This window comes from Pseudomonas sp. 7-41 (genome assembly GCF_021233075.1).
In the GTDB taxonomy this organism is placed as follows: Bacteria; Pseudomonadota; Gammaproteobacteria; order Pseudomonadales; family Pseudomonadaceae; genus Aquipseudomonas; species Aquipseudomonas veronii.
This window is the reverse complement of sequence record NZ_CP089551.1, coordinates 4,604,459-4,627,377: the sequence shown is the minus strand read 5'-3', so window position 1 is coordinate 4,627,377 and position 22,919 is coordinate 4,604,459. Positions and strand designations below refer to the sequence as shown.

22 protein-coding genes and 3 pseudogenes are annotated in these 22,919 nt (G+C 58.8%); 16 read left to right on the top strand and 9 right to left on the bottom strand.

Annotated features, from left to right (window positions below; genetic code table 11):
• Window positions 1-180 precede the first annotated feature (180 nt).
• Genes gspE through gspD form a run of 11 tightly spaced genes read left to right on the top strand, consistent with a single transcriptional unit; the run spans window position 181 to window position 9,798 of the window.
• Window positions 181-1,890, top strand: coding sequence for a type II secretion system ATPase GspE (gspE, locus tag LQ249_RS20800; RefSeq protein ID WP_169864966.1), 1,710 nt, complete (start codon window positions 181-183; stop codon window positions 1,888-1,890).
• Entirely contained in the window at window positions 1,887-3,089 is a 1,203-nt protein-coding gene (gspF, locus tag LQ249_RS20795) for a type II secretion system inner membrane protein GspF (RefSeq protein WP_126588896.1), read from the top strand. The genes gspE and gspF overlap by 4 nt, the downstream gene beginning before the upstream one ends.
• 20 nt (window positions 3,090-3,109) lie before the next feature.
• The gene (gene gspG, locus LQ249_RS20790) at window positions 3,110-3,520 is read left to right on the top strand and encodes a type II secretion system major pseudopilin GspG (protein ID WP_156422917.1); all 411 of its coding nucleotides are present in this window, start codon (window positions 3,110-3,112) and stop codon (window positions 3,518-3,520) included.
• 7 nt (window positions 3,521-3,527) lie between these two features.
• The gene (locus LQ249_RS20785) at window positions 3,528-3,953 is read left to right on the top strand and encodes a prepilin-type N-terminal cleavage/methylation domain-containing protein (protein WP_057005697.1); all 426 of its coding nucleotides are present in this window, start codon (window positions 3,528-3,530) and stop codon (window positions 3,951-3,953) included.
• Window positions 3,950-4,282, top strand: coding sequence for a type II secretion system protein (locus LQ249_RS20780; RefSeq protein ID WP_017847568.1), 333 nt, complete (start codon window positions 3,950-3,952; stop codon window positions 4,280-4,282). Before LQ249_RS20785 ends, LQ249_RS20780 begins: the two co-directional genes overlap by 4 nt.
• A complete protein-coding gene (locus LQ249_RS20775; protein ID WP_126588897.1) occupies window positions 4,279-4,887 on the top strand; it encodes a prepilin-type N-terminal cleavage/methylation domain-containing protein in 609 nt (202 codons plus the stop codon). The genes LQ249_RS20780 and LQ249_RS20775 overlap by 4 nt, the downstream gene beginning before the upstream one ends.
• Entirely contained in the window at window positions 4,884-5,585 is a 702-nt protein-coding gene (locus tag LQ249_RS20770) for a hypothetical protein (protein ID WP_057005695.1), read from the top strand. The genes LQ249_RS20775 and LQ249_RS20770 overlap by 4 nt, the downstream gene beginning before the upstream one ends.
• Entirely contained in the window at window positions 5,582-6,580 is a 999-nt protein-coding gene (locus LQ249_RS20765) for a type II secretion system protein GspL (protein ID WP_201021219.1), read from the top strand. Before LQ249_RS20770 ends, LQ249_RS20765 begins: the two co-directional genes overlap by 4 nt.
• A complete protein-coding gene (gspM, locus tag LQ249_RS20760; protein WP_017847564.1) occupies window positions 6,555-7,154 on the top strand; it encodes a type II secretion system protein GspM in 600 nt (199 codons plus the stop codon). Before LQ249_RS20765 ends, gspM begins: the two co-directional genes overlap by 26 nt.
• The gene (locus tag LQ249_RS20755) at window positions 7,151-7,669 is read left to right on the top strand and encodes a general secretion pathway protein GspN (protein ID WP_046382760.1); all 519 of its coding nucleotides are present in this window, start codon (window positions 7,151-7,153) and stop codon (window positions 7,667-7,669) included. Before gspM ends, LQ249_RS20755 begins: the two co-directional genes overlap by 4 nt.
• Before the next feature lie 5 nt (window positions 7,670-7,674).
• On the top strand, window positions 7,675-9,798 hold the full coding sequence (gene gspD / locus LQ249_RS20750) for a type II secretion system secretin GspD (RefSeq protein WP_232566621.1): 2,124 nt from the start codon (window positions 7,675-7,677) through the stop codon (window positions 9,796-9,798).
• Window positions 9,799-10,038: 240 nt separating this feature from the next.
• On the opposite strand, the gene LQ249_RS20745 is transcribed toward gspD, so the two are convergent.
• From LQ249_RS20745 to LQ249_RS20730, 4 genes are all read right to left on the bottom strand, one after another.
• A complete protein-coding gene (locus LQ249_RS20745; protein ID WP_046486556.1) occupies window positions 10,039-10,653 on the bottom strand; it encodes a hypothetical protein in 615 nt (204 codons plus the stop codon).
• Entirely contained in the window at window positions 10,650-12,095 is a 1,446-nt protein-coding gene (locus LQ249_RS20740) for a PAAR domain-containing protein (protein ID WP_232565871.1), read from the bottom strand. Before LQ249_RS20740 ends, LQ249_RS20745 begins: the two co-directional genes overlap by 4 nt.
• Before the next feature lie 147 nt (window positions 12,096-12,242).
• On the bottom strand, window positions 12,243-12,749 hold the full coding sequence (locus LQ249_RS20735; RefSeq protein ID WP_232565870.1) for a hypothetical protein: 507 nt from the start codon (window positions 12,747-12,749) through the stop codon (window positions 12,243-12,245).
• On the bottom strand, window positions 12,746-13,660 hold the full coding sequence (locus tag LQ249_RS20730) for an NAD synthetase (protein WP_232565869.1): 915 nt from the start codon (window positions 13,658-13,660) through the stop codon (window positions 12,746-12,748). Before LQ249_RS20730 ends, LQ249_RS20735 begins: the two co-directional genes overlap by 4 nt.
• A 185-nt stretch (window positions 13,661-13,845) precedes the next feature.
• Between LQ249_RS20730 and LQ249_RS20725 the strand changes: the two genes are divergently transcribed.
• Entirely contained in the window at window positions 13,846-14,334 is a 489-nt protein-coding gene (locus LQ249_RS20725; protein ID WP_232565868.1) for an Hcp family type VI secretion system effector, read from the top strand.
• A 43-nt stretch (window positions 14,335-14,377) separates the two neighbouring features.
• Here LQ249_RS20725 and LQ249_RS20720 read toward each other — a convergent pair.
• Window positions 14,378-14,605, bottom strand: a pseudogene (locus LQ249_RS20720) (DUF1835 domain-containing protein); the annotation flags it as partial.
• A gap of 22 nt (window positions 14,606-14,627) precedes the next feature.
• Here LQ249_RS20720 and LQ249_RS20715 point away from each other — a divergent pair.
• The 4 genes and pseudogenes from LQ249_RS20715 to LQ249_RS20700 form a co-directional block, all read left to right on the top strand.
• A pseudogene (locus tag LQ249_RS20715) lies at window positions 14,628-14,735 on the top strand (IS5/IS1182 family transposase); the annotation flags it as partial.
• 75 nt (window positions 14,736-14,810) lie between these two features.
• Window positions 14,811-15,506 carry a LysR family transcriptional regulator gene (locus LQ249_RS20710; RefSeq protein WP_232565867.1) on the top strand — a complete coding sequence of 232 codons (696 nt, stop codon included), beginning with the start codon at window positions 14,811-14,813 and terminating at the stop codon, window positions 15,504-15,506.
• Window positions 15,507-16,339: 833 nt separating this feature from the next.
• Window positions 16,340-17,452, top strand: a complete 1,113-nt coding sequence (locus LQ249_RS20705) for an ornithine cyclodeaminase family protein (protein WP_046382765.1) — start codon at window positions 16,340-16,342, stop codon at window positions 17,450-17,452.
• A 17-nt stretch (window positions 17,453-17,469) separates the two neighbouring features.
• On the top strand, window positions 17,470-18,360 hold the full coding sequence (locus LQ249_RS20700; RefSeq protein ID WP_232565866.1) for a DMT family transporter: 891 nt from the start codon (window positions 17,470-17,472) through the stop codon (window positions 18,358-18,360).
• 236 nt (window positions 18,361-18,596) lie between these two features.
• Here the strand turns inward: LQ249_RS20700 and LQ249_RS20695 are convergent, their stop codons facing one another.
• The 4 genes and pseudogenes from LQ249_RS20695 to LQ249_RS20680 form a co-directional block, all read right to left on the bottom strand.
• Window positions 18,597-19,832, bottom strand: coding sequence for an aspartate kinase (locus tag LQ249_RS20695; protein WP_232565865.1), 1,236 nt, complete (start codon window positions 19,830-19,832; stop codon window positions 18,597-18,599).
• Between the two features lie 11 nt (window positions 19,833-19,843).
• Window positions 19,844-20,830 (bottom strand): fatty acid desaturase family protein, encoded by a 987-nt coding sequence (locus LQ249_RS20690; protein ID WP_232565864.1) that lies wholly within the window; start codon window positions 20,828-20,830, stop codon window positions 19,844-19,846.
• 353 nt (window positions 20,831-21,183) lie between these two features.
• A pseudogene (locus tag LQ249_RS20685) lies at window positions 21,184-21,384 on the bottom strand (IS5/IS1182 family transposase); the annotation flags it as partial.
• A gap of 186 nt (window positions 21,385-21,570) precedes the next feature.
• Window positions 21,571-22,776: a DUF1835 domain-containing protein gene (locus LQ249_RS20680; RefSeq protein WP_232565863.1), complete on the bottom strand. Its 1,206-nt coding sequence runs from the start codon at window positions 22,774-22,776 to the stop codon at window positions 21,571-21,573.
• Window positions 22,777-22,919 lie beyond the last annotated feature (143 nt).

The following is a 22,919-nucleotide window of genomic DNA, read 5'->3' as shown; positions in this document are numbered from 1 at the left end:
GTTTCAAGGCGGTCGCAGGTTATTCTTTTCAGTTTGTTTCCCCGCTTCAGGAACTAGCGCTGGAACTTCCAGTCGATTAACCCAGTTAACTCCGACTGCGGCGTGGCGAACTAATGGCATTTTATTTTTATATCCAGTAGTTCCAAATAGCCATACTTTCTCGCAACTAGACACCCCACTATGTCGTCAATGCCCATCGATGCCTGCCATACGCAGATACCGCACACCGACCGCGTGTGCGTGTGGCTGATGCAGCACGCCGGGCTGAAAACCGTCGACCTGGAGCGCGCCCGACGCTTGTCCCTGGACGGCAGTGACCTGCTCGGCCTGCTCACGCGCCTGGGGCTGGTGTCCGAAGTCGAACTGGCGCGCGCCTGGGCCGAGTTGCTCGGCGCGCCGCTGTTACTCGCCGATGCCGCGCCGCCGTTGCTCGACCCGTTGCCCGCGCTCACCGAGCGCTTCATGCGCCATTACCAAGTGGTGCCCATGGGCTGGGCCCACGGCGGGCTGCGCGTGCTTGCGGCCAACCCGACGCAGCATTATCCCTTCCAGGCCCTGGCCTACGCCTGTGATGTGCCGGTGTGGCTGGCCATCGGCCCGCGCACTGAAGTCGAGACGCTGATCGAGCGCTATTACGGCCAGGGCCGTTCCGCCATGGGCACCCTGATCGAGAACCTCGATGAGCAGGGCGGCGCGCTGGAAGATATCGAACACCTCAAGGACATGGCTTCCGAAGCGCCGGTGATCCGCCTGGTCAACCTGATCCTGCAGCGGGCGGTGGAGCAGCGTGCGTCGGACATCCATATCGAACCCTTCGAAAACCAACTCAAGGTGCGCTACCGCATCGACGGCGTGCTGCACGACGCCGAAGCGCCGCCGGCCAGTTCGTCGGCGGCGGTGATCTCGCGGGTGAAGATCATGGCGCGCCTGGACATCGCCGAGCGGCGCTTGCCCCAGGACGGGCGGATCATGCTGCGCATCCAGGGCAAGGCGCTGGACTTGCGGGTGTCCACGGTGCCGACCAGCTTCGGCGAGTCGGTGGTCATGCGCCTGCTCGACCGGCAAACCGTGCAGTTCGACTTCCCCAGCCTGGGCTTCGACGGCGAGCGCCTGGCCGCCTTCCTCGACGTGCTCGAACGGCCCCACGGCATCCTGCTGGTCACCGGGCCCACCGGCTCCGGCAAGACCACCACGCTCTACACCGCACTGGCGCGGCTCAACAGCGCCGAGCGCAAGATCATCACCGTCGAAGACCCGGTGGAATACCAGCTCGAAGGCATCAACCAGATCCAGGTCAAGCCGGCCATTGGCCTGGACTTCGCCGGCGCGCTGCGCTCCATCGTGCGCCAGGACCCGGACGTGATCATGATCGGCGAGATCCGCGACCTGGAAACCTGCCGCATCGCGATCCAGTCGTCGCTCACCGGCCACCTCGTGCTTTCCACCCTGCACACCAACAGCGCCGCCGCGAGCATCACGCGCCTGCTGGACATGGGCGTGGAAAGTTACCTGATCGCCTCGACCGTCAGCGGCATCCTCGCGCAGCGCCTGGTGCGGCGCCTGGACCCGGCGACCCGTGTCGCCTTCGAAGCGCCGCCGGAGTTGATCGAGGAACATGGCCTGCAGCGTTTCACCGATGAGCGCCCGATCTTGCTCTATCGCCCCGGCGCCGAAGGCGGCTACCACGGCCGCAGCGCGATCACCGAATTGCTGGTGATGAACGACGAACTGCGCGGCCTGCTGATGCGCCACGCCGATGCCGCGACGCTGGAGCAGGCCGCCCGACGTGCGGGCCTGCGCACCTTGCATGAAGAAGGCCTGCGCCAGGCAGTGGCGGGCGTCACCTCGCTGGAAGAAGTGCTGCGCGTCACCCGTGGTGAGGGCGCGTGAGTCTGTTCACCTTCCGTGCCCTCGACAGCCAGGGCGTGACCCAGCGCGGCACGCTGCAAGCCAAGGATCAGAGCGCCGCCATCGCGATCCTGCACAAGCGCGGCTGGCTGCTGTTGCAGATCGACGCCGCCGGCCGCCAGGGCCTGCGCCATGCCTTGCAGCGGGGGCCGTTGACGGGCGCGGCGTTGGTGAGTTTCACCCAGCAGTTGGCGACGTTGCTCGGCGCCGGTCAGCCGCTGGAACGTTCCCTGGGCTTGCTGCTCAAGCAGCCCGGCCAGCCTCAAGTGCGTGTACTGATCGAGCGTATCCGTGACCACGTCAAGGCGGGTAAACCGTTATCCGCCGCGCTGGAAGAAGAGGGCAGCACCTTTTCCCCGCTGTACCTGAGCATGGTGCGTGCCGGTGAAGCCGGCGGCGCGCTGGAAAGCACCCTGCGCCAACTCAGCGACTACCTCGAACGCAGCCAGCGGCTGCGCGGCGAGGTGATCAATGCGCTGATCTACCCGGCGTTCCTGGTGGTCGGCGTGCTCGGCTCCCTGGCGTTGTTGCTGGCGTATGTGGTGCCGCAGTTCGTGCCGATCTTCCAGGACCTGGACGTGCCGATTCCGCTGATCACCGAAGTGATTCTGGCCCTCGGCCAATTCCTCGGCGCCTACGGCCTGCTGCTGTTGGCCGGGTCGAGCGTCGCGCTGGGCACCCTGGCGGCACGCCTGCGCGACCCCCGGCGCCGCGAACGCTACGACCGCCGCCTGCTCGGCCTGCGCGTGCTCGGCCCGCTGTTGCAGCGGGTCGAAGCGGCGCGCCTGACACGCACCCTGGGCACCTTGCTGAGCAACGGCGTGGCCTTGCTGCCTGCGTTGGTCATCGCCCGACAGGTCTGCACCAACCGCGCGTTACAAGCCCAAGTGGCCGAGGCCGCCGAGTCGGTGAAAGGCGGCGGCACCCTGGCCAGTGCGTTCGGTGCGCAACCGCTGCTGCCCGACCTGGCCCTGCAAATGATTGACGTCGGCGAACAGGCCGGTGAGCTGGACAGCATGCTGCTCAAGGTCGCCGACATCTTCGACATCGAAGCCAGGCGTGGCATCGAGCGCCTGCTCGCCGCGCTGGTGCCGTCCCTCACCGTGGTCATGGCGCTGCTGGTGGCCGTGATCATGCTGGCGATCATGCTGCCGCTGATGAGCCTGACCAGCCATATATGAACCTTCAAGGAACCCGATCGATGAGAACTCAACGCCGTCAAAGCGGTTTCACCCTGCTGGAAATGCTCGCGGTAATCGTGCTGCTGGGCATTGTCGCGACCATCGTGGTGCGCCAGGTCGGTGGCAATGTGGACAAGGGCAAGTACGGCGCGGGCAAGGCGCAACTGGCCAGCCTGAGCATGAAAATCGACAGCTACGCCCTGGATGTCGGCTCACCGCCCAACAGCCTGCAGCAGTTGGTGGACAAGCCCGGCAACGCCAGCAGTTGGGCCGGGCCGTATGCCAAGCTGTCGGAGCTGAAAGACCCGTTCGGCCATGCATTCGGCTATCGCTTCCCGGGCGAACACGGCGCCTTCGACCTGATCTTCTACGGCCAGGACGGCCAACCGGGTGGCGACGGCTACAGCGCCGACCTGGGCAACTGGGAATAACCCGCCGATGCCCCAACGCGGCTTTACCTTGCTGGAGATGCTGGTGGTCATCCTGTTGATCAGCCTCGCTGTCGGCTTGTTGGGGCTCGGTGTGCGCCAGGCCGTGCAGGCGGCGAACGAGCGCCGCGTGGTCGGGCAGATGGTCGACGCCCTGCGCGCCACGCGGGCCGCGGCGATAGTCGAGGCGCGTGTGGCCAGGACCGAATTCGATCTGCAGCGCCTGACCTTCCAGGCCCCGGGCCGCGCCCCGCACGCCTGGCCGCCGCAGCTGCAGGTCACCGTGCATACCGCCGAACAGGTCGGCGCCGCCGTAGAGTTCTATCCCGACGGCAGTTCCACCGGCGGCCATCTGCTGCTGGCCAACGGCAGCCGGCGTTGGCGCATCGACGTTGGCTGGCTGACCGGCAGCGTGCAGTCCAAGGCGCTGCCATGAAGCGCCAGGCCGGTTTCACGTTACTGGAAATGCTCGCCGCCCTGACGTTGATGGCGGTGTGCAGCACGGTGCTGCTGGTCGCCTTCGGCCAGAGCGCGCGCTCGTTGGCGCAAGCGGCTCACAGCGACCGCCTGACCCATGCCGCCCTCAGTGTGCTGGACCAGGAAGCGGCGGGGCGCCTGGTCGAAGGTGTCAGCCAGGGCGCGCTGGACGGCATCCACTGGCAACTGACCTGCGTGCGTCAGCAAGCCCATCTGTATCGTCTCGACCTGATCGTCAGCGAGGGGCCGCGCCAGGCCCGGTTCAGCACCCTGAAGGTGCGCCAGTGAGGCGCCGTGAGCGGGGCTTCACTCTGCTGGAAATCCTCGTGGTGCTGAGCTTGCTCGCGGTGCTGCTGGTGCTGCTCAGCGGTGCGTTGCTCGGCGCCAATCGTGCGGTGGCCAAGGCCCAACAGTACACCGTGAGCCTGGACGAAATGCGCGCCGCCCAGCAGTTCCTGCGCACCGCGATCAGTGAGGCGTTGCCGCTGGATGTCAGCGAAGACGACCGCCAGAGCGCCGGTTTTTTCTTAGGGGAGCCCGAGCGTCTGCAGTTTGTCGCGACCTTGCCCGGTGTGCTCGGCGGCGGGATTCAGCGCTTCACCCTGCAACGGGTCGCCGAGGATCTGCAGGTGGGGTTCTCGCGGTTGGAACGGCAGGCCGATGCTTCCCGCGATGCGCCGCAAGTGCTGCTGACGAACCTTGCGGCGCTGCGCTTCAGTTATCGCGGCGTATCGCCCCTGGGCCAACCCACCGGATGGATCGACCAGTGGCCGTGGCCCCGGCGCTTGCCCGCTGCGGTGCGGATCGCCGCGCATGTCGACGGGCCGGTGCCGTGGGTCACTCAGGTGATTGCCTTGCGCTTGAACCTGGCCAGCGGAGCGTCGGGCGAATGAGGCGGCAACGCGGGGCGGCGCTGCTGCTGGTGCTGTGGGTGCTGGCCTTGCTCAGTGTGTTGCTGGGCGGTTTGGCCGGTTGGGTGCAGCTGGAAAGTCGCCAGGCGCTGTGGCATCGCCAGCACACCCAGACGGAGCTCGCAGCGCAAGCCGGCGTCGCCCTGGCGATGGCCGATCGGCACTGGATCGCCGACGGCCGTGAAAGGCTCCTGACCTTCGATGACGCGCAGTTGCACGTCAGCCTGCGCAGCGAGCGCGGCAAGCTGTACCTGGTCAACGCCGAGGCGCACGACCTCACGCGCCTGGCCCTGGCCTGCGGCGCCAGCCCGGCCCAGGCCGCGCAGGTGGCCAAGGCCTTGGACGCACGGCGCAAGCAGGGGCTGGCGCCGTTTCGCGTGCTCGAAGAAGTGCGCCAATTGCCCGGCATGAGCCAGGCGCTGTACCGCCAATTGCTGCCCGAGCTCACCTTGTGGAGCGACCTGGATCGGCCCGCTCCGGCGTTCGCCAGCGCGCTGATGCGCCAGGCCCTCAACCTGCCGCAGCAGAGCGCACAGGGCGCCGACCCTGGCGAGGTGCTGGTGGTCGACAGCCGCGCACAACGCCCCGGCGGCTATGAAGCACGCCTGCAAGTCACGGTTTTATTGAGCCCAACGGAGGACGGCGCACAACCCTACCGGGTGTTGCGTTGGCAAGAATGAATCGACTGGAACCCATCGCCCGTTATTGGCGTGGCAGCCTGCTGCAACAAGGTTGGCGCCTGTGGCTCACGGAGCTGCGCGCGTGTGTGCCGGCGTGGCTGGCGTTGCGCGAGCCGCCCGAGCAGCGCTGGCACTGGCCGTTGAGCGAGCCGGTCGCGTCGGCGCCGGGCAATGCGCGGCATGTGTTGGTGCTCGCGGCCGACGCGGTGCTGCTGCAAACCATCCACTTGCCCGTAGCCGCTGCGCGCAACCTTAGCGCCGTGGTCGGCTATGAACTGGATCGCTACACGCCGTTCGAGGCCGACCGGCTGTACTTCGTCGCGCGCCAGGAACGGCGCACGCCGACCCAACTGCAGGTGACGCTGGTGGCGATCCTGCGCGAGCGCCTCGATCAGATCCTCAGCGACTGCGCCGCCCTCGGCCTGCAGCCGCATCGCGTGGATGTCGGCGACCTGGGCATCGACTTGCTGCCCGCGCCTTTGCGCCCGCGTCCGCGTCCGCCGGGCAAGGGTTTGCAACGCAGCTTGCCGTGGCTGTGCGGCGCGTTGCTGATTGCGGCGATGTTGCTGTGGCTCAACGACCGCCAGCGCGTGCTCGACACCATGTACGACAGCGTCCAGCAGCAAAAGGCCCAGGTCGCCGAGGTGCATGCGCTGCGTCAGCAACTGCTCGCCACCCGTGGCGCGGTGCAGTACCTGACCCGGCGCAAGGTGGCCCAGCCGCCGCTGGTGGCGCTGCTCGACGACCTCACCCGATGCCTGCCCGCCGACACCTGGCTCGACCAGTTGGACATCAAGGGCAGCGAGATTGCCTTCTCCGGCCAAAGCGCCAAGGCCAGCGCCCTGATCACCCGGATCAAAGGCTGTCACCGCCTGGACAATGCGCAGTTCGAAGGCGTGATTCAACCCGATGCGCGCAGCGGCAAGGATCAGTTTGCCTTGCGTGCCCACCTTCGCCCGGAGGCCGCCGATGCGCCGACCCCTCACACCCCGTGAACGCCGTGGCACGGCGTTGCTGATCCTGGCCGTGGTGCTCGGCGCGGCGTACTGGCTGCTGATCGACAGCTGGTTCGCCGGGCCCTTGCGTGCCATGGGCGAACAGGCCGAACAACTGCGCGAACAGCAGCAACGCTATGCCGGCGTGTTGCGCCAGGGTGATGCGCTGCGCGAGCAACTGGAGCAGGCTCGCCAGGACCCGGCCAGCCAAACCAGCCTGCTGCCGGGGGATGACCCGGATGGGGTCGCCGCCGACCTGATGCAACGCCTCGCCGATCTGATCAGCCGCCACGCCAACCTCGGCGGCGGCTGCAGCCTGACCCAGCGCAAACCCATCACCCCGGAGCAGGACGACGGCGAACCGTATCGACAGGTGCAGGTCAGCCTGACCCTAGATTGCGCCATCGAACCGCTGACCGCGATCCTGCATGAGCTGGAATACCAGCCGCCGTTTCTGTTCGTCGATGAGCTGCGCATCCGCCGTGGCAAACAGGCGCCGGCCAGTGGCGGGGCGGGGCAGTTGGTGGTGCAGGTGCTGGTGCGCGGTTACCTGCAACCGCAGGTGGCCCGATGATCGGTGTCTTGCGCCCCTTGGAATGGGGCTTGCTCGGCCTGGTCGGGGCATTGGGCCTGTTGATGGCGTTCATCCTGAGCAGCATCGGCGACGAGCCGCAGTGGCTGCCCGAACCGGCGGTGCGCGGGCATTCCTCTGCGCGGGTGCAAGTCGCCCCCAGCGTGACGTTGGACAGCCTCGCCGGCACCTGGCAAACCCCGTTGTTCAGCGCGGATCGCAGCCCCGATCGCGCCGTCGGCAACACCCAGGCCAGCAGCCTGGCCAACCTGACCCTGAGCGGCATCCTGATCACCGGCAATCTGCAAATGGCGATGCTCAAGCAGGCCGACGGCCGCCCGCTGACGGTACGCCTGGGCCAGGTGCTGCCCAACGGCTGGCGCCTGGACCACCTCACGCCGCAATCCGCCCGTTTCACCCTGGACGGCCGCACGCAAACCTTGAACCTGTACGCCAAGCGTTTGCCGCCGCCGTCGACCCGGCCACCGATTTCTCTGCCTCGCGAGCCCTTCCCTTGATCGATCTGCGCACCTCGTTGTTTTGCCTGACTACCGCCGTCTCCCTGGGCGGCTGTGGCTCACTGCCCGACCGCCTCGACGCGGACGACGCGTTACTCCACGAAGCCATGCAAGGCACCGGCGCGCAACGCCCGCCGAGTGAGGTGCCCGCCGCGCAAAGCCCGCAGCCCGCGGCGAAGGTAGCGCCCCAACGCCAGATGAGGCGGGGCAGTCAGCAATTCGTGCGCCCACCCAGCGCCAGCCTGCCGGCGAAAGAGCAGGGCGGCGATATCGTGTTCAACTTCGCCGACCAGCCGATCGAAGCGGTGATCAACAGCGTGATGGGCGACCTGTTGCACGAGAACTACAGCATCGCCCAAGGCGTGAAAGGCAATGTCAGCTTTTCCACCTCCAAGCCGGTGGACAAACAGCAGGCGCTGTCGATCCTGGAAACCCTGTTGTCCTGGACCGACAACGCCATGATCAAACAGGGCAACCGCTACGTGATCCTGCCGGCCAACCAGGCGGTGGCGGGCAAGCTGGTGCCGCAGATGAACCTGGCGCCACCGTCCAACGGCCTGTCGGCGCGGCTGTTTCCGTTGCGCTATATCTCCGCCACCGAGATGCAGAAACTGCTCAAGCCGTTCGCCCGCGAAAACGCTTTTCTGCTGGTGGACCCGGCGCGCAATGTGCTGAGTCTGGCCGGCACCCCGGAAGAACTGGCCAACTACCAGGCCACCATCGACACCTTCGATGTGGACTGGCTCAAGGGCATGTCGGTGGGCGTATTCGGCTTGCAACGCGCGTCGGTGGCCGAGCTGATGCCCGAGCTGCAAGCCATGTTCGGCCCGGGCAGCGGCATGCCGCTGGCGGGCATGCTGCGCTTTCTGCCGATCGAGCGGACCAACTCGGTGGTGGCGATTTCTTCCCAGCCGCAGTACCTCAGCGAGGTGGGCGACTGGATTCGCACCATCGACGAAGGCGGCGGCAACGAACCGCAGATGTACGTGTACGACGTGCGCAACATGAAGGCCTCGGACCTGGCCAAGTACCTGCGGCAGATCTACGGCAACGGCGCGATCAAGGACGATACGCCGGCCAAGGTCGCGCCGGGGTTGCGCACCACCACGTTGTCATCGCTCAACAACAATACCGGTGGCCTGCAGAACCCGCCGCCGCCTGCCGACGAACCCGAGCCCGTCGCCGAAGCGTCCGAACCGGCACCGGATAAAAGCCTCGAAGCCGGCACCCGCATCACCGCGCAAAAAAGCAGTAACCAACTGCTGGTGCGTACCCGCCCGGCGCAATGGAAAGAGATCGAAACCGCGATCAAACGCCTCGACAATCCGCCGCTGCAAGTGCAGATCGAGACGCGCATCCTCGAAGTCAAACTCACCGGTGAACTGGACCTTGGCGTGCAGTGGTACCTCGGTCGCCTGGCCGGCAATTCCACCAGCACCACAGTCGCCAACGCTTCCGGCAGCCAGGGCGCGTTGGGCGGTGGCGGGGCAGGGTTGGGGGCGTCGGATTCGTTGTTCTATTCCTTCGTCAGTTCCAACCTGCAAGTGGCCTTGCATGCCCTGGAAACCAACGGCCGCACCCAGGTACTGTCGGCGCCGTCGCTGGTGGTGATGAACAACCAGCCGGCGCAGATCCAGGTGGGCGACAACATTCCTATCAGCCAGACCACGGTGAACACCGGCAATGCCGACACCACCCTGAGCAGCGTCGAATACGTGCAGACCGGGGTGATTCTGGACGTGGTGCCGCGCATCAATCCGGGCGGCCTGGTGTACATGGATATCCAGCAGCAGGTCAGCGATGCCGAGAACCAGACCGGCAGCAGCGACACGCCGGTGAATCCGCGTATCTCCACGCGTTCAGTCTCGACGCAAGTCGCCGTGCAGAGCGGGCAGACCGTATTGCTCGGCGGGTTGATCAAACAGGACAACAGCGAGAGCGTCAGTGCCGTGCCGTACCTGGGGAAAATCCCCGGCCTGCGCTGGTTGTTCGGCAACACCAGCAAATCCAAGGACCGCACTGAGCTGATTGTGCTGATTACGCCGAAGGTGATCACCAGCAGCAGCCAGGCGCGGCAGGTGACGGATGACTATCGCCAGCAGATGCAGCTGCTGCGGCCAGCGAACTGAAGGCGCGCGGTCAAAATGCCGCTTCATTGCTCTTGTAAATCCGGTACGACTTCAAGCGTGTCATCGAGCAAAAAGCGGTTCGACCTGAGGGGAAATGCGGACACTGCTGACCCTTCCATTACTCTCGAAGCTCACTGTGAAGAAGCGAGCCTGGGGGCACGAATCCATATTCAGGCTTTACGAGCCGCAGCCGGGCGTCTAAGCAACCCTCGGTTCGCCGGCGCCAAAGTGGGTATCTGATCATTGCGGTATCCACGGCGCGGCCAGGTGCAGCTTGATGAGATAGCGTTCTTCAGTGGGATGTCGAACGTCCTTGAAGCGATTGACCACCATCATCACTTGGTATTTGTCCGCCGCTTGCCAATAGGACGTACCGCCCAGGTTCACGTTCCGCAAGCGGGCACGCCATTGAGGGGTGTCGGCGAAGGGTGGGTCGTCTTTTATATGGATGGGGGTCCAGCCACCTTTGCGCCACTGTTCCTGTAAGTCCAGCACGATTTCAAGCGTGTCATCGAGCAATAGCGGTTCGATTTGAGGGGACATGCGGATGCCATCGATTTGCTCATCATCGAAGCCTATCGTGAAGAAACGGGCCAAAGGAGTTATGAATCCATATTGAGGGTCTACGAGCCGCAGTCGGGCATCGGATTTGGGCGCCCTGAACCAGTGATGCCCCGGAATGGCTGGGCCAATCTTTGCGCTGGAGCGCTGGCGCATATCTTCCCAGGGTTCGCCAGGCGTCAATGCAATCTCCGGTTCATCGGTGCCGAGACGTATCGCTAACCCTAAGAAAAGTACGACAGCGATCAGTCCTAGCCCAACACGTCGCCAACCGATCTGCGTGATCCGGCTCATCGGACACCCCGGTCTTCAGCGATGTCTTCTAGCGCCTGTTCGATTCGCTGCCGCTCATTGCTACGCAGCAGTGCATCAAATTTCGCCGCAGCCTTGAGCACGAAGGCCATGCGTTGATCGATATCGGCCAGGTTAGCGATAGGGCTGTTGCTGAATTCAATGGTTCGATCATCTTCGACGGGGCGGCATTGATTTGCCAGCGTTAGCTCAATGGCTTGCGCGGCCCCGGACGGTATGCCTGTGACATAGGAAAGATGGTTGCTACGCAGCAGGGCTACCAGCTTTTGGTCGGTATACATGGCTGGCTGAAGGATGTTTCTTTGTTCGTGGTCAGCGAGATACTCAACACTTTTGGCGATATTGCCAGCTTCAATTGCCTCGAAAGCTTTCAGGATTTCACTGTGATTCGTACCAAACTCTAGTGTCTCGTTTCCGATGGGCCATAGCACGGGTGGCTGAGCCTTGTCATAAATATTCTTGCGCGACCGAAGACAGGTCTCAAGCAACCCCAACCCCCGCTCCTTATAAAACGCATGCAACGGAAACACATCCAAAAACAACGTGGTATTGCCCATCGCCATCATCTCGTACACATGTTGATAAAGCTGCTGCACGCTCGATAACGGCTCACCCTCGCGCCGCCAATCAACATCAGGCACCGGGTTATTACGGCTGGCCTGTTCATACTCCCGCAGGCGCCGCTCGTACTCCCGCAGCTTTGCCTGCCGTTCACGCTCCTCTGCGCTGAACAACCCCCAAACCCCTTTCCGGGCACTCTTTCGCAATTGCTCCGCCGCTTCAAATTCCGCCTGAATTTTCTCGATGGATTCTGCCGCGTGCAGCAAACCGCACCCCACTTGCTTGGAGGCAAACGCCGCAAGGCCCGCCCACTGAAAACGGTTGTCGAGGCGCCAGAGCTGGGCATACGCCGAGTTGATGAGCCGGTTGCGCAATCTGGGGTCGGCGATCAGCTTGCCGCCGGGGGCGATCACGTCTTCTGCCTGCTTCTGGTAGAAGCGCCAATTGCGCTCGCAGGCTGACTCGAGTATTTCGCTGAAAGCGGAAGGTGTTGAGCTCGGGGTAGGATTTCTCGCGGGTGTTGGCGCTGGCGCTTCCGATGCGGTCGCGCTTCGGCGGTGTGCCGCGGAGTCTTCAGCAGTAAGGGTCTGAAACCGCTCGAACTGGTCGGCCAGCAGGCGCGGGGGCGGGTCGCATTTACAGCGGCAGAGATCGTCCGAGAGCGCCACCCGTCGCCCTCGTGCCCACTGCTCCAGGCGCGGGCCAACACAGACTATGACTCCGGTGGTTTTGCACATCGGGCAACGCACCTCATGACCTTCAAGGGCGATGTCCACTTGGGTGATGCGAAAGCCCGTCAAACCGCCGACGACGGTCCCGCCAGCGGTGGTCTTGGCTCCTCGGGTAATGAAATAGCGCCGCATGCCAGCGGTGTCCTTATTGTGGGCGGGACCAGCAGGCTAGGCATGGCAGGCGAGGGCGAGAAGTCAGATGCTTCCGAGCCGGATGTAGGTTGCTTCGGTTATCGGGTTGGTGAGGCCGAAAGTCGGTGGTGTCAGCAACCGCGCGGGTTACCACCATTTCCAGCGGCCTTGTTTTTTCAGGGTGGCGATGATGGCTTCGCGCTTGTGGCGGATTTCTAGCATCGTGTGGCGCAGTTCGCGGCAGCGCTTGCTGTTGAGGATCAGGAGGCCGATCAGGGGGCTGAGGAGGGCCATGGAGTAGAGATAAGCGTTGGGGCGGTAGGCGATTGCGGGAAGTGATACCAGCAGGCAGATGAGGTATATCGCCATGTTCAGCCAGACCCAGTGGATGCGTCCGTATAACACTTCGTATTTGGCAAGGGCAAATACTGCACCAAGCCCCGTAGCGCCGAAAAATGATGTCTTGGTAGCAAAACCAATGGGGGACGTCGAGAGATAGGTGAGCATTGTCAGGATCGCCGTCAATCCTATTGAGGTGCATGCGACAAGAATGTCTGCTCCGATTACTGGCATGTACCGCTTGATGAATTCCCAATGGTTTTCAATAAAGATGCCTGAGTCATATTCGTTTTTTATTCCGCTCTGTTTACTCACTGGCTGACTTCCTCGTAGATGCCCATTGCCAGCGTCCTGACATTTCCGTTGGCTGCACTACTGGTGACGCTAAGCGATGCAGCCAATACGTCCTTTATGTGGGTAGCGGTTGTATGCTGCATTCGCCTAGCGCTAATACGCTTGGGAGCTCTGCCGTTAGCTTTTTCCAACTTGAGCAGCTTGGGCGTTAACCTCGGGTCTCGGATTCTCAGCAACTCATCGTTCAGTTTTGCCCGCTCTTGTCGAGTCAGGCCTTTGAGCACTTGGCGAACAGATTTCCCAGTGACTCTTGTGGTTGTACTGATGGCTTTCACTGTGACCAACATCGACGTGGCAACTCCCAGTAACGCAACACCGTCCAACACGAGTGTCGCGTCCTGATACCAGGATTCGCTATCCAAATAGTCATTGAACTCCGGGAAAGCGGCCTCTGATCCAGTTCGGAGGACACCAGCAATACACTGAACTGTACCCGTCACCGCTGCGGCCTTGCCAATAAACGAAATCACCGCACTCGTTCCCGCCGTGAACGGCATCAGTATAAAACCACTCGTAATCACCACCCAACTTAGCAGCGCCCCCGCACACGTCACCGCCGTATTCATCGCCTCCGCCATCAACCTCGACTCTCGCGGCTCATGTTCCAACATCCGCTTGAATTCCACCGCCCCCACATAGCGCGGCGCTTCACGCAGCACCACGGTAATCGGCCGCACACTGCAAATCGCCTGGAACTCGCGCAGTGTCACCACGTTGAACGCTTCGTCGATGTACACCACCCCCGCGCCGATCAGTACCGGGTCGGCGTCGATGGCGAAGAACAATCGCTGCAGATTGAGGCTGCTTTCGAGGCGTTGGCGCGTGTTGAGATGGGCTGAGAGAAATCCATCCTTGAACAGGGAGATCGTCATTCCTTAACTCCTGGTTGGCGGGAGTCGAGAGAGTAAAGATGGCTTTGCGCGGATGAATGTCGGAAGTTTCGCTTTTTCACGGCAGGCACTTCCCAATCCCGCCCTGGCGTCTTGTGAGCGGGGTATCGATTCAGGAACAGTGCGCCCCACGTCACTACCGACGCATCACAGGACAGGGAGCTCACATGGCCGTCGATATGTTTTTGAAACTGGGCGATATCAAGGGTGAATCACGGGACCAGGCCCATCGGGATGAGATCGATGTCACCGAGTGGGCGTGGGGGATGTCGCAGACCGGGTCGATGCATTCCGGCACCGGTGGCGGCGCGGGCAAGGCCGAGTTTGCCAACCTGAACCTGAAAAAGCCGCTGGATAAATCCAGCCCCAACCTGATGATGGCCTGCGCGACCGGCAAGCATTATCCCGAAGCAAGACTGGTAGTGCGCAAGGCGGGCGGTTCCAGCCCAGTGGAGTATCTGGTGATCACCCTCAAGGAAGTCATGGTGGTGTCCTACGGCACCGCTGCTGAAAGTAAGGATGAGGTGCTCTACGACAGCATCGCCTTGAACTTCGCCAGCGTCGACGTCAGCTACCAGCCGCAGAAGGCCGACGGCGCCAAGGACGGTGGGCCAGTGAAGTTCGGCTGGAATATCCGGCAGAACGTTAAAGCCTGAAGCCGCACCTTGTGCCCGGATAGCGGGTCTTTGCGCATCCGGGCGCCAGCACCCGCCGAGGCCATTCAAGATGAGCCTCGGTTTTCGTCAACAAAGGATGCTCGTCGTCTATCAACGGCCGCAGCAGTGCATGGAACATCATGTCCCCGAGGAACGGCAGTGGTTCGCGCTTGCCCATGAACTCGGCATACATGCGCCCGAACGCTACCGGCCCGGCTTTGGCGATGTAGGCCAGGGACAGGCGTTCGGTCAGTGACAAACCATCCTGCAGATCACCCTAAATACCGGCAGCGCAACGTCTTTTTACGCGCTTTCAGAAGCTCGCGAAAAATTTTGCGGCGATGGTCTCGTTGGCCTGTGCCATGCGGTGTCTGCGGCAATACTTTTCGTACAGTGCCTAGGAAACAGGGGACTCTTAGATTAGAGTCGATGGCGTGATTGTTCGATGGATACGAGACATTCTTAAGGATTGAGCCATGAAAACCCCGCCACTCAATGCTGTGAAAGCGTTTGAGGCCGTGTCCAGGCATCTCAGTGTAACCAGGGCTGCATCTGAGCTATGCGTGACTCAGGGAGCCACCAGCCAGCAGATCAAGATTCTTGAAAACTACATGAACTGCTCGCTTTTCATAAGGGATGCCAAAGGGCTAACGCTAACCGAGGCTGGCCAGCGGCTCGCCAGCGTAGCTCAGAAAGCACTAGGGGAACTGGCCGCTGTCGCGGAAGAGATCATCGGGACGCAAAGAACAACACTTTCTATTTCTGCCCCACCTTCATTTGCCGTAAAGTGGCTTATTCCAAATCTGGATAAATTTTACGAAAAACACTTGGATCTTAATGTTGTTATTGATGCGTCTTGTGACGTTAGAAGCTTTCGCAGTCATGGTATTGACGCGTCAATAAGATTTGGCAAGGGAGAAAATCTTCCATCAAATAGCAAAGTACTTGGCTGCTCAGAAGTTATCATAGTCGCAAGTCCCGCATATATTAAAAAAACACCTAAAATTGAAACGTATGCCGACCTTTGCGAACATAAATTGATCAGTTATGAAACGAAAATTGAAAGTCATAGAAAACTTCATAAAAGCTGGAAAAATGTCTTTGCTGATTTAGGCTTGTCCCTGGACCTTGGTAAGGCGAGTATCGTTTTACAGAAGGGCACCTGGCTTTGACCGCAGCCATTCATGGTCATGGGCTGGCTCTAACAGAGTCAATTCTAGTCGATCACGAATTACAAAGTGGTCAACTGGTAAGGGTGCTGGATACTAGTTTTCCGGAGGATAACTGTTACACTTTTTTTAAGCCTGAGTACACGCAGAAAATGGTGGCTTTGGAAAAATTCGAAGATTGGCTAATGAGTTCCTTGGCCTGTTCGCTAAGGAAGGTCTGAAGTACCCACCGATTTTTGATGCCCTCACTGCCTGAGGTTCAAAAAATGCTAAGTCGATCGAAAACAGACCTTTCCTGTCTTTAATTCATGGTTTTTTCCTCTGATCGCTATATTTCAGGGCGATCAGTCCGCATTAGAGACGCACTTCTCCCGCATTCAACAACCATTTTTGCACCGTCCACAGGTACGACAAGGCGAATAAAGTCTTCTGCTGTGCGACGTTGCTGGAGAGGTTGGCGATGTCATCTCTTTAGAAAAACTAATGCCTATCGAAGAATTACTCCATCGACTCTAACCTGAGAGTCTCGTATTTTCTAAGCCGCAATGTGAGCGTAATACTCGTCAATCGAAGCCACCTGGCTCGCGGGCAGCATGGTTCATAAGCTGCAACAATCTCCATACCTCCGCGCGATGGTCGGCACCCCATGAGTGTTCATCGTGCCTGAAGACATCAGATGTAAGTAATAGAATCATCCTATTGATCTTTCTATTCCAAGATAATTTCCGGTGAGGTTCGATCGTTCAACGCAGCATACCGCCGAATCGAAGTACGCAGCACCAAGCATCAGAATAAGACTGAAACCAATTATCACGTGAACATATAGGAGCTACAAAGTGGCACAGCGAGCAACTATTATCCTCTCTGAGGAAAACATTGGTGAAATTGTCGCAGCAGTCGGGCTCGACACCTTAATGGATGAAACGATTGCAAAACTACGTGATGCCCTCAACGTGTTTGGTGATGGCCAGGTTGAAATACAACCGCGCACCGGTTTTGTCTATGAAACTCCGGAAATGGGGCTGATAGAGTTTATGCCGGCTTACCGCCGGGATAAAAATGTCGCGTTAAAAGTTGTTGGCTACCATCCGGGAAATCCGTTTAACCGGGGCATGCCGACGGTCATGGCCACTAACTCCCTATATGACGTAAGGGACGGCCACCTTATTGCGGTGATCGATGGTGTATTTGCAACAGCAGTACGAACGGGCGCAGCATCCGCTGTGGCTTCGAAGTTGCTGGCTCATCCTGAAAGCAAAACCCTTGGGCTGATCGGAGCTGGCGCCATGGCAGTGACTCAGGCCCATGCCCTCAGTCGAATTTATGACTTTGACGCAGTCTTGATCCACGATATTGACCCCGCAGTGGAAAAAACTTTCGCCAAGCGGGTATCCGCCCTGGGAATTACACCGATCATCGCTTCCAAAGACAGGGTACTGGCAGAGTCCGACATCATCTGTGTTGCTACCTCCATTGGCCTTGATGCAGGCCCGGTTCTCCACGCTGGCGGGATGAAACCACATGTACACATCAATGCTATTGGTGCCGACACGCCGCGCAAATATGAATTATCAACAGAGCTGCTCAAAAGCTCGTTCCTTGTCACGGATTATCTGGAACAGGCCATTAACGAAGGTGAATGCCAGCAATTGAGTAAAGACGAATACGGCTATATCGGCCCTGAGCTGCACAAAATAGTGAAAGAGCCGCAAGCCTATATCCAATATCAGATGAAACAGACCATCTTTGATAGCACCGGTATTTCATTGGAAGATCAGATAATGACCGAGGTCTTGATCGATCAGGCGGAGAGACTAGGGCTTGGTCAGCGGATCCTGATTGAAGCGGGATGTGATGACCCCATGAACCCATATCTTTTCTCAAATTCCGCGAACGCTCTTGATACCGTCAAGAATACAGTGCACGACCGTACCTTAAAATTAGCATGAGTAGAGAAAGACAGGCCATGACAAGCGCAACTCTGATAGACAGAAAAGCACTATCTGTAGCAGTGTTCTTTGGGTTTTTATCTGCTCTTATCTGGGGAGCCTGGCCTGTTCTTTCCCGTTTTGGGGTTCAAAAAACGCTGTCTCCCTATGACATCGCGGCCTTACGCTTTATGGTGGCCGGATTGATTTTGCTGCCTTTTGTTCTAAAGAAAGGGACAGGCATGCTTGGTCTGCCGAAAACCCTGCTCCTTACAGTGGGGCAGGGTATTCCGCACGTACTTCTGGGAATCCTCGGATTGGCATATGCCCCCGCCGGACATGCCGGCGTTCTCATCCCCAGTGCGATGATTGCGGTTTCCACAATTGGGGGCTGGTTCTTCCTTCGTGACAGGCCGGAAAAAGCGGTACTGATCGGGATTTTTGTCATCATGGTAGGGGCGACTCTTTCGGGGTGGCAAAGCATGTCGGAAAGCGGTGGACAGGCCTGGCTGGGAGACCTGCTATTCATTGCTGCCGGAGCATTATGGGGGATCTATACCATTGCCTCGCGTGCATGGGACGTGGATGCGTTCCAGGCCACAGCTTTGGTATCCGTCATTTCCATGTTGCTCTACCTACCTCTATATTTCATTTGGGGAACCCCAGGTATCCTCTCCGCACCCGTTTCTGAAATAGTTTTCCAATCCCTATTCCAGGGCGTATTTGCGGCGATTCTGGCCCTGCTGTTCTATACGAAGGCTGTGACAGTGCTTGGTGCAACCCGTGGCTCCATCTTTGGCGGTCTGGTCCCTTGCATAGCGTCCGTGCTGGCTATCTTCGTCCTATCGGAAGTACCCAGTCTGATCGAAGTCGCCGGGATGGTGCTGGCCAGCGGCGGTATGATCTATATCTTCGGGTTTCGAAAATAGAGTTTGGGTTTGAATCTTTGGACAGGTCCCGGTACGGATGGCAGTTACTTGCCCCCCCGCCAGATCCCTACGTGCGTAACCCTAAGCCTTGGGGTGTGGCCGGACGGTTACTTTGGCCACAACGCCAAGATCAGAAAGTCGAAATCACCCAAACCGCATAGAGCCACGGGCCATCAAGCGACGACCCAAACTCTACCCTCTACTGGCTAAATCGCGGCAGTCTGCTCACGATGACATCAAGAAAACGCGCACCCCACAGTCTCCGTGCGGGTTTGCATAGAATGCACAGGTCGCTTCTGGAGGTTATCGTGCAACATCTGCGCCAAAATGCTTGCATATTCTGCCTCAACAGTAACAGACACGCCGCTTCTGCGGATCTCGCTGTGGGATACTTTGGATTTGTGCAGCTCGCTATGACACATAATCATCTCTACAATCGAGTCGAGGTGGGCAGGAGCTGGGTTTCCTATAGTGCTTACCCTCATGAGGTCGTTGTCTGATAGTGCGGATCTTTCGCGCCTAAGTAGCTGCGATCTTTCTAAGATATTTTCTGCTAGAGATTTATCGCATTGATCAATGCAGCAAATGGAATGACTTTCTGAGTCGCTGTGTAACATATCAAAAGCTATGCCATGATCAGAGAGCTCCTGTAAAGCACCGTGAGTTTTATAAGATTGATTTATACTTAGGGTCGACTTTCGCGAGCTGGTTATAATGGCTTCTATAGGATTTTCAAATGTTTGTTCGCCAGCAATCACTGTTCCGTTTTGTGAACTGCCAGTCTGTTTGATAAAAAGTTTCACCCCCGAAACCATCCCAGCATAAGCCGCACGCTTGTGTAATACCTTTGCGCCTAGCGTGGACATTTCAAACATTTCCAAGTGCGATATTCTTGTAAATATTCTTGCGTTTTTGCTAAGGCGGGGGTCCAAAGAGAAGACTCCTTGCACGTCGGTATATATCTCGCATGCTTCGGCCCCCAAGGCTTTAGCTAACTCAACCGCTGATGTGTCAGAGCCTCCTCTGCCTAGCGTCGATATTAGGCCTTCACTTGTTATTCCTTGAAATCCCGTAATTATCGGGATCACACCGCTTGCACTGACTCGAAGTATATTTTCAGTCTTGATCTTCGAGATAGTCGCATTGGCATGGATGTTGTTCGTCACGATGCCCGCCTGACACCCAGTCAACGGGACCGCCTTGAGCCCTATGTCATGCAGCACTTGTACCATGAGCCCGGCAGCTATTTGCTCGCCGGCACTTACAACCATATCCATCGCAATATGGCTTATGTGTTGTGAGTAATTATTCATCAGCCCCATCAAACGGTCCGTCTCACCGGCTTGCGCAGATACCACCACTACAACTTTTTTTCCGAGTTTTACAGCTTCATGGACATGAGAGGCTGCGCTGCGTATCGCCTTCAGATCCTTCATAGATGTACCGCCAAATTTCATTACTGTTGTTCTCATCATTCACTTCCCTATTTGAATGGCTTGATTTCGCCGGATATAACCTTTCGATAGAAGGTCAAGTAATTCGGCTCGATGACTTCCATGCTTGAGCGAGCGAGATTATGTAAGGTTTGGCAATTACCCATAGGGACGCTGGCCAAGCTATGGTGCGCGGTGTGCAAATTGTTTCCGTTCGTATACCAACGTGCAATCCATGATGCTTCGATGCTTCTTGTATTTCTGTTGAAGTTTGGTTCGTTATAAGCATCTAGACCGAAGTGTTCAGGAAGTTCAATTAAATAGTGGGCAGGCTCCGCAATCAAAATCATTGGGATGAACCAGGCGAAAACAAAAAACGTTGAGCCGGAAAGTAAAGTAAAAACTATGGTGGTTAATACGATTATGAGGTAGAGACGATATTCCTGTCTGGCGTTGTTTTCCGCTTTGCTATCTTCTATGTCTTGTAGTTTTATCCCAATCAGGCTTTTGAACATAAGTTTGATCACACGACCAAACCTGCTGGGGTTCATTGCAGCGCTAAATAGCTTTAGAGGGCTGTCCATTCCTTTTTTTGGGTAGTTGAAAAACTCACTATTCAGCTCAGTGCCAAGATGCCTGTGATGGCGAAGATGGTGGTACTTGTAGTGGGAAAATGAATTGAGCATAAACAAACCACAGAAGAACCCTAATAGTCTGTTCAGTTTCTGTGATTTAAACGCATGCCCATGTAGTAGTTCATGTTGGAGTTCTGTGAAATGAGCGTAAATTAATCCAAGAAAAATCACATCCAGGACTTTTCCATACCAGGGGAGGTTGATAGTTCCGTTTTCGTCAAGGAGCAGCGCTGCGATTCCTAACGAAATGAAAAGTACCGCGTTAGAGTATATGAGTGCTGTGCGGATAGGCGTTTTCTTCATAAGATGCTTTTTGAGGGTCGCCTCTAGTTTTGGTGTTCCCCTGTAATTTTTAGAGTGGTTTTGTTCAATAAGCAGCGGGTAAATGGGTGTGTCTGTCATATGCGCTCAGTACTAACAAGAGACTTGTTTTCCTGCTCCTTAGGATGATTTAACAAGCGCAAATTTTTATTGGAAGACAGCATCGGCTGCAATGGAGTAATGCTATCTTCGGTATTAGTTTCTCTATTGGTCGATGCTCTGGCATTTTACGAATGCAGGGCCATGATCAGGCGCAATGTCATCAACGTAAGCCCTGCAGCCTTTAGGGAAGGTCTGAAGTACTCATCGATTTTTGATGCCCTCGCTGCTTGAGGTTCAAAAAATGCTGAGTCGGTCGAAAACAGACCTTTCCTGTCTTTAATTCATGGTTTTTTCCTCTGATCGCTGTATTTCAGGGCGATCAGTCCGCATTAGTTCTGCATCAAGCGAACCCGTAACATGGCCAGCAACGGATACGCCGGACGACCGCCTTCGCCTTTCGGATAATGCGGCTCGATCAGGGCAATCAAGCCCTTCCAGGGCACGACCTGATCCATCTCGATCAGGAAGCGCTCATGGCGGGTCTGCCTACGTTTGTCGGCATACCCGGCATCGGCGAAGGACATCTGTTTCATCGGGGCTCAACCGTTCGATTTGTGCGAGGCGGGTATTTCACCAAATCTGGGAGTTTTTTAGAGTTTCCTTAACGCTTTTTGACGCCAGTCTTCGTCGTCATCGACGGTGGTGATTACCTTGAAAGCACCTTGCACTGGGCCTCACAGATATTATGTCCGGCCCGGACGAAATCCCCCCTCCGCGAATCAAGGCCGCCATACCGGCGACAGCTGTTCATCAAGGGCCCAATGCGATTGGCCGGGCCTCAGGCAAACACCGCCGCCCCAGCGTTCATGGCTGGCGTGGTCCAGCCAATAAGCATCGCCGCCCAGCACGGTGTGCCCCAGCGCTGTCAGCGCCAGCATCCGCCGGGGCCATTCAAGATGGGCCTCGGTTTCCGTCAACAAAGGATGCTCGCCGTCGATCAACGGCCGCAGCAGTGCATGGAACATCATGTCGCCGAGGAACGGCAGCGGTTCGCGCTTGGCCATCAACTCGGCATACACGCGCCCGAACGCTACCGGCCCTGCTTCGGCGATGTAGGCCAGGGACAGGCGTTCGGTCAGTGACAAGCCATCCTGACTGCCGGGCAACTCCTGCAACTGGCGCAGTAAAGCGCGTGCAAGAAAGGGCAGCGCCGTGTGCGCCCCGTGGGCCAGTTCCGCCCACTGCACCGGGGAACTGGCGCAATACGCCGCCCACGCCTGTTTGGCCAACTGCACCGCCTCGTCATCGATCAAGCGCCGCTGCGGCCATAACCACGCCAGTACATCGGGGGCCAGTTGGCCAATGCCGATAAACCGTTCTACCCCCGGGATGCGGTCCACCTCGATCAGCTCCAGCTTGCGCGGTGCCTGGTCAAGAGCGGCCAGGGCGCGGATCAGGAACAGTTGGTCATACGCATCCGCCTCGCACCACAGCACGCTGTGTTCGGCGCTGGCCAAGGTTTCCAGTTGGTTGTATTCGTCGGCGACACGGCGCGCCACATCCGCTTCGCCCAGGGCAAAGGCGTGACTGATGAACGCGCTGCGCATGGCGCGGAATGCCTCGCGGGGCAGGTCGCGAACCGGGCCCATGCACAGCGGGTCGGTGAGCATCTGGAAGTGCCCCTTGAACCCCGCCAGTTGCAGGCTGTGGGCAATGTCGTTGCCACAGCGCCAATGGCTGGTGCGGGCTTCATCGCTGGCGGCGAAATCGGGATGGCGGGCGGCGAAGTCGATGGCGTCGACATGGGCCTTGAGCTGCGGCCAACTGCTGAAACCCAGCTGCTTGGCGATCTGCCATTGCGCCTGGGACAAGGTGGCGTCGGGGTTTTCGCTTTTCAGGCGCGGCAACAGTTCCTTGGCGCGCTTGCGCTGCTGCTCAAGGTTGAGACGGCCATCAGTGGTCGAGGATACGCGGCGTTGCGACATACGAGCTCCTTGCACACACCTTTTCCGCTTTAAGGTTGGGAGTCGTAGAAATGATTGAGTGCTTCACTGTCTTGGGCGCAGCCCTTTCCGCGGAAGGTGGCGTAGAGAGCGCCAGGCGGCAAATATAGGCAGGGCAGGGGGTG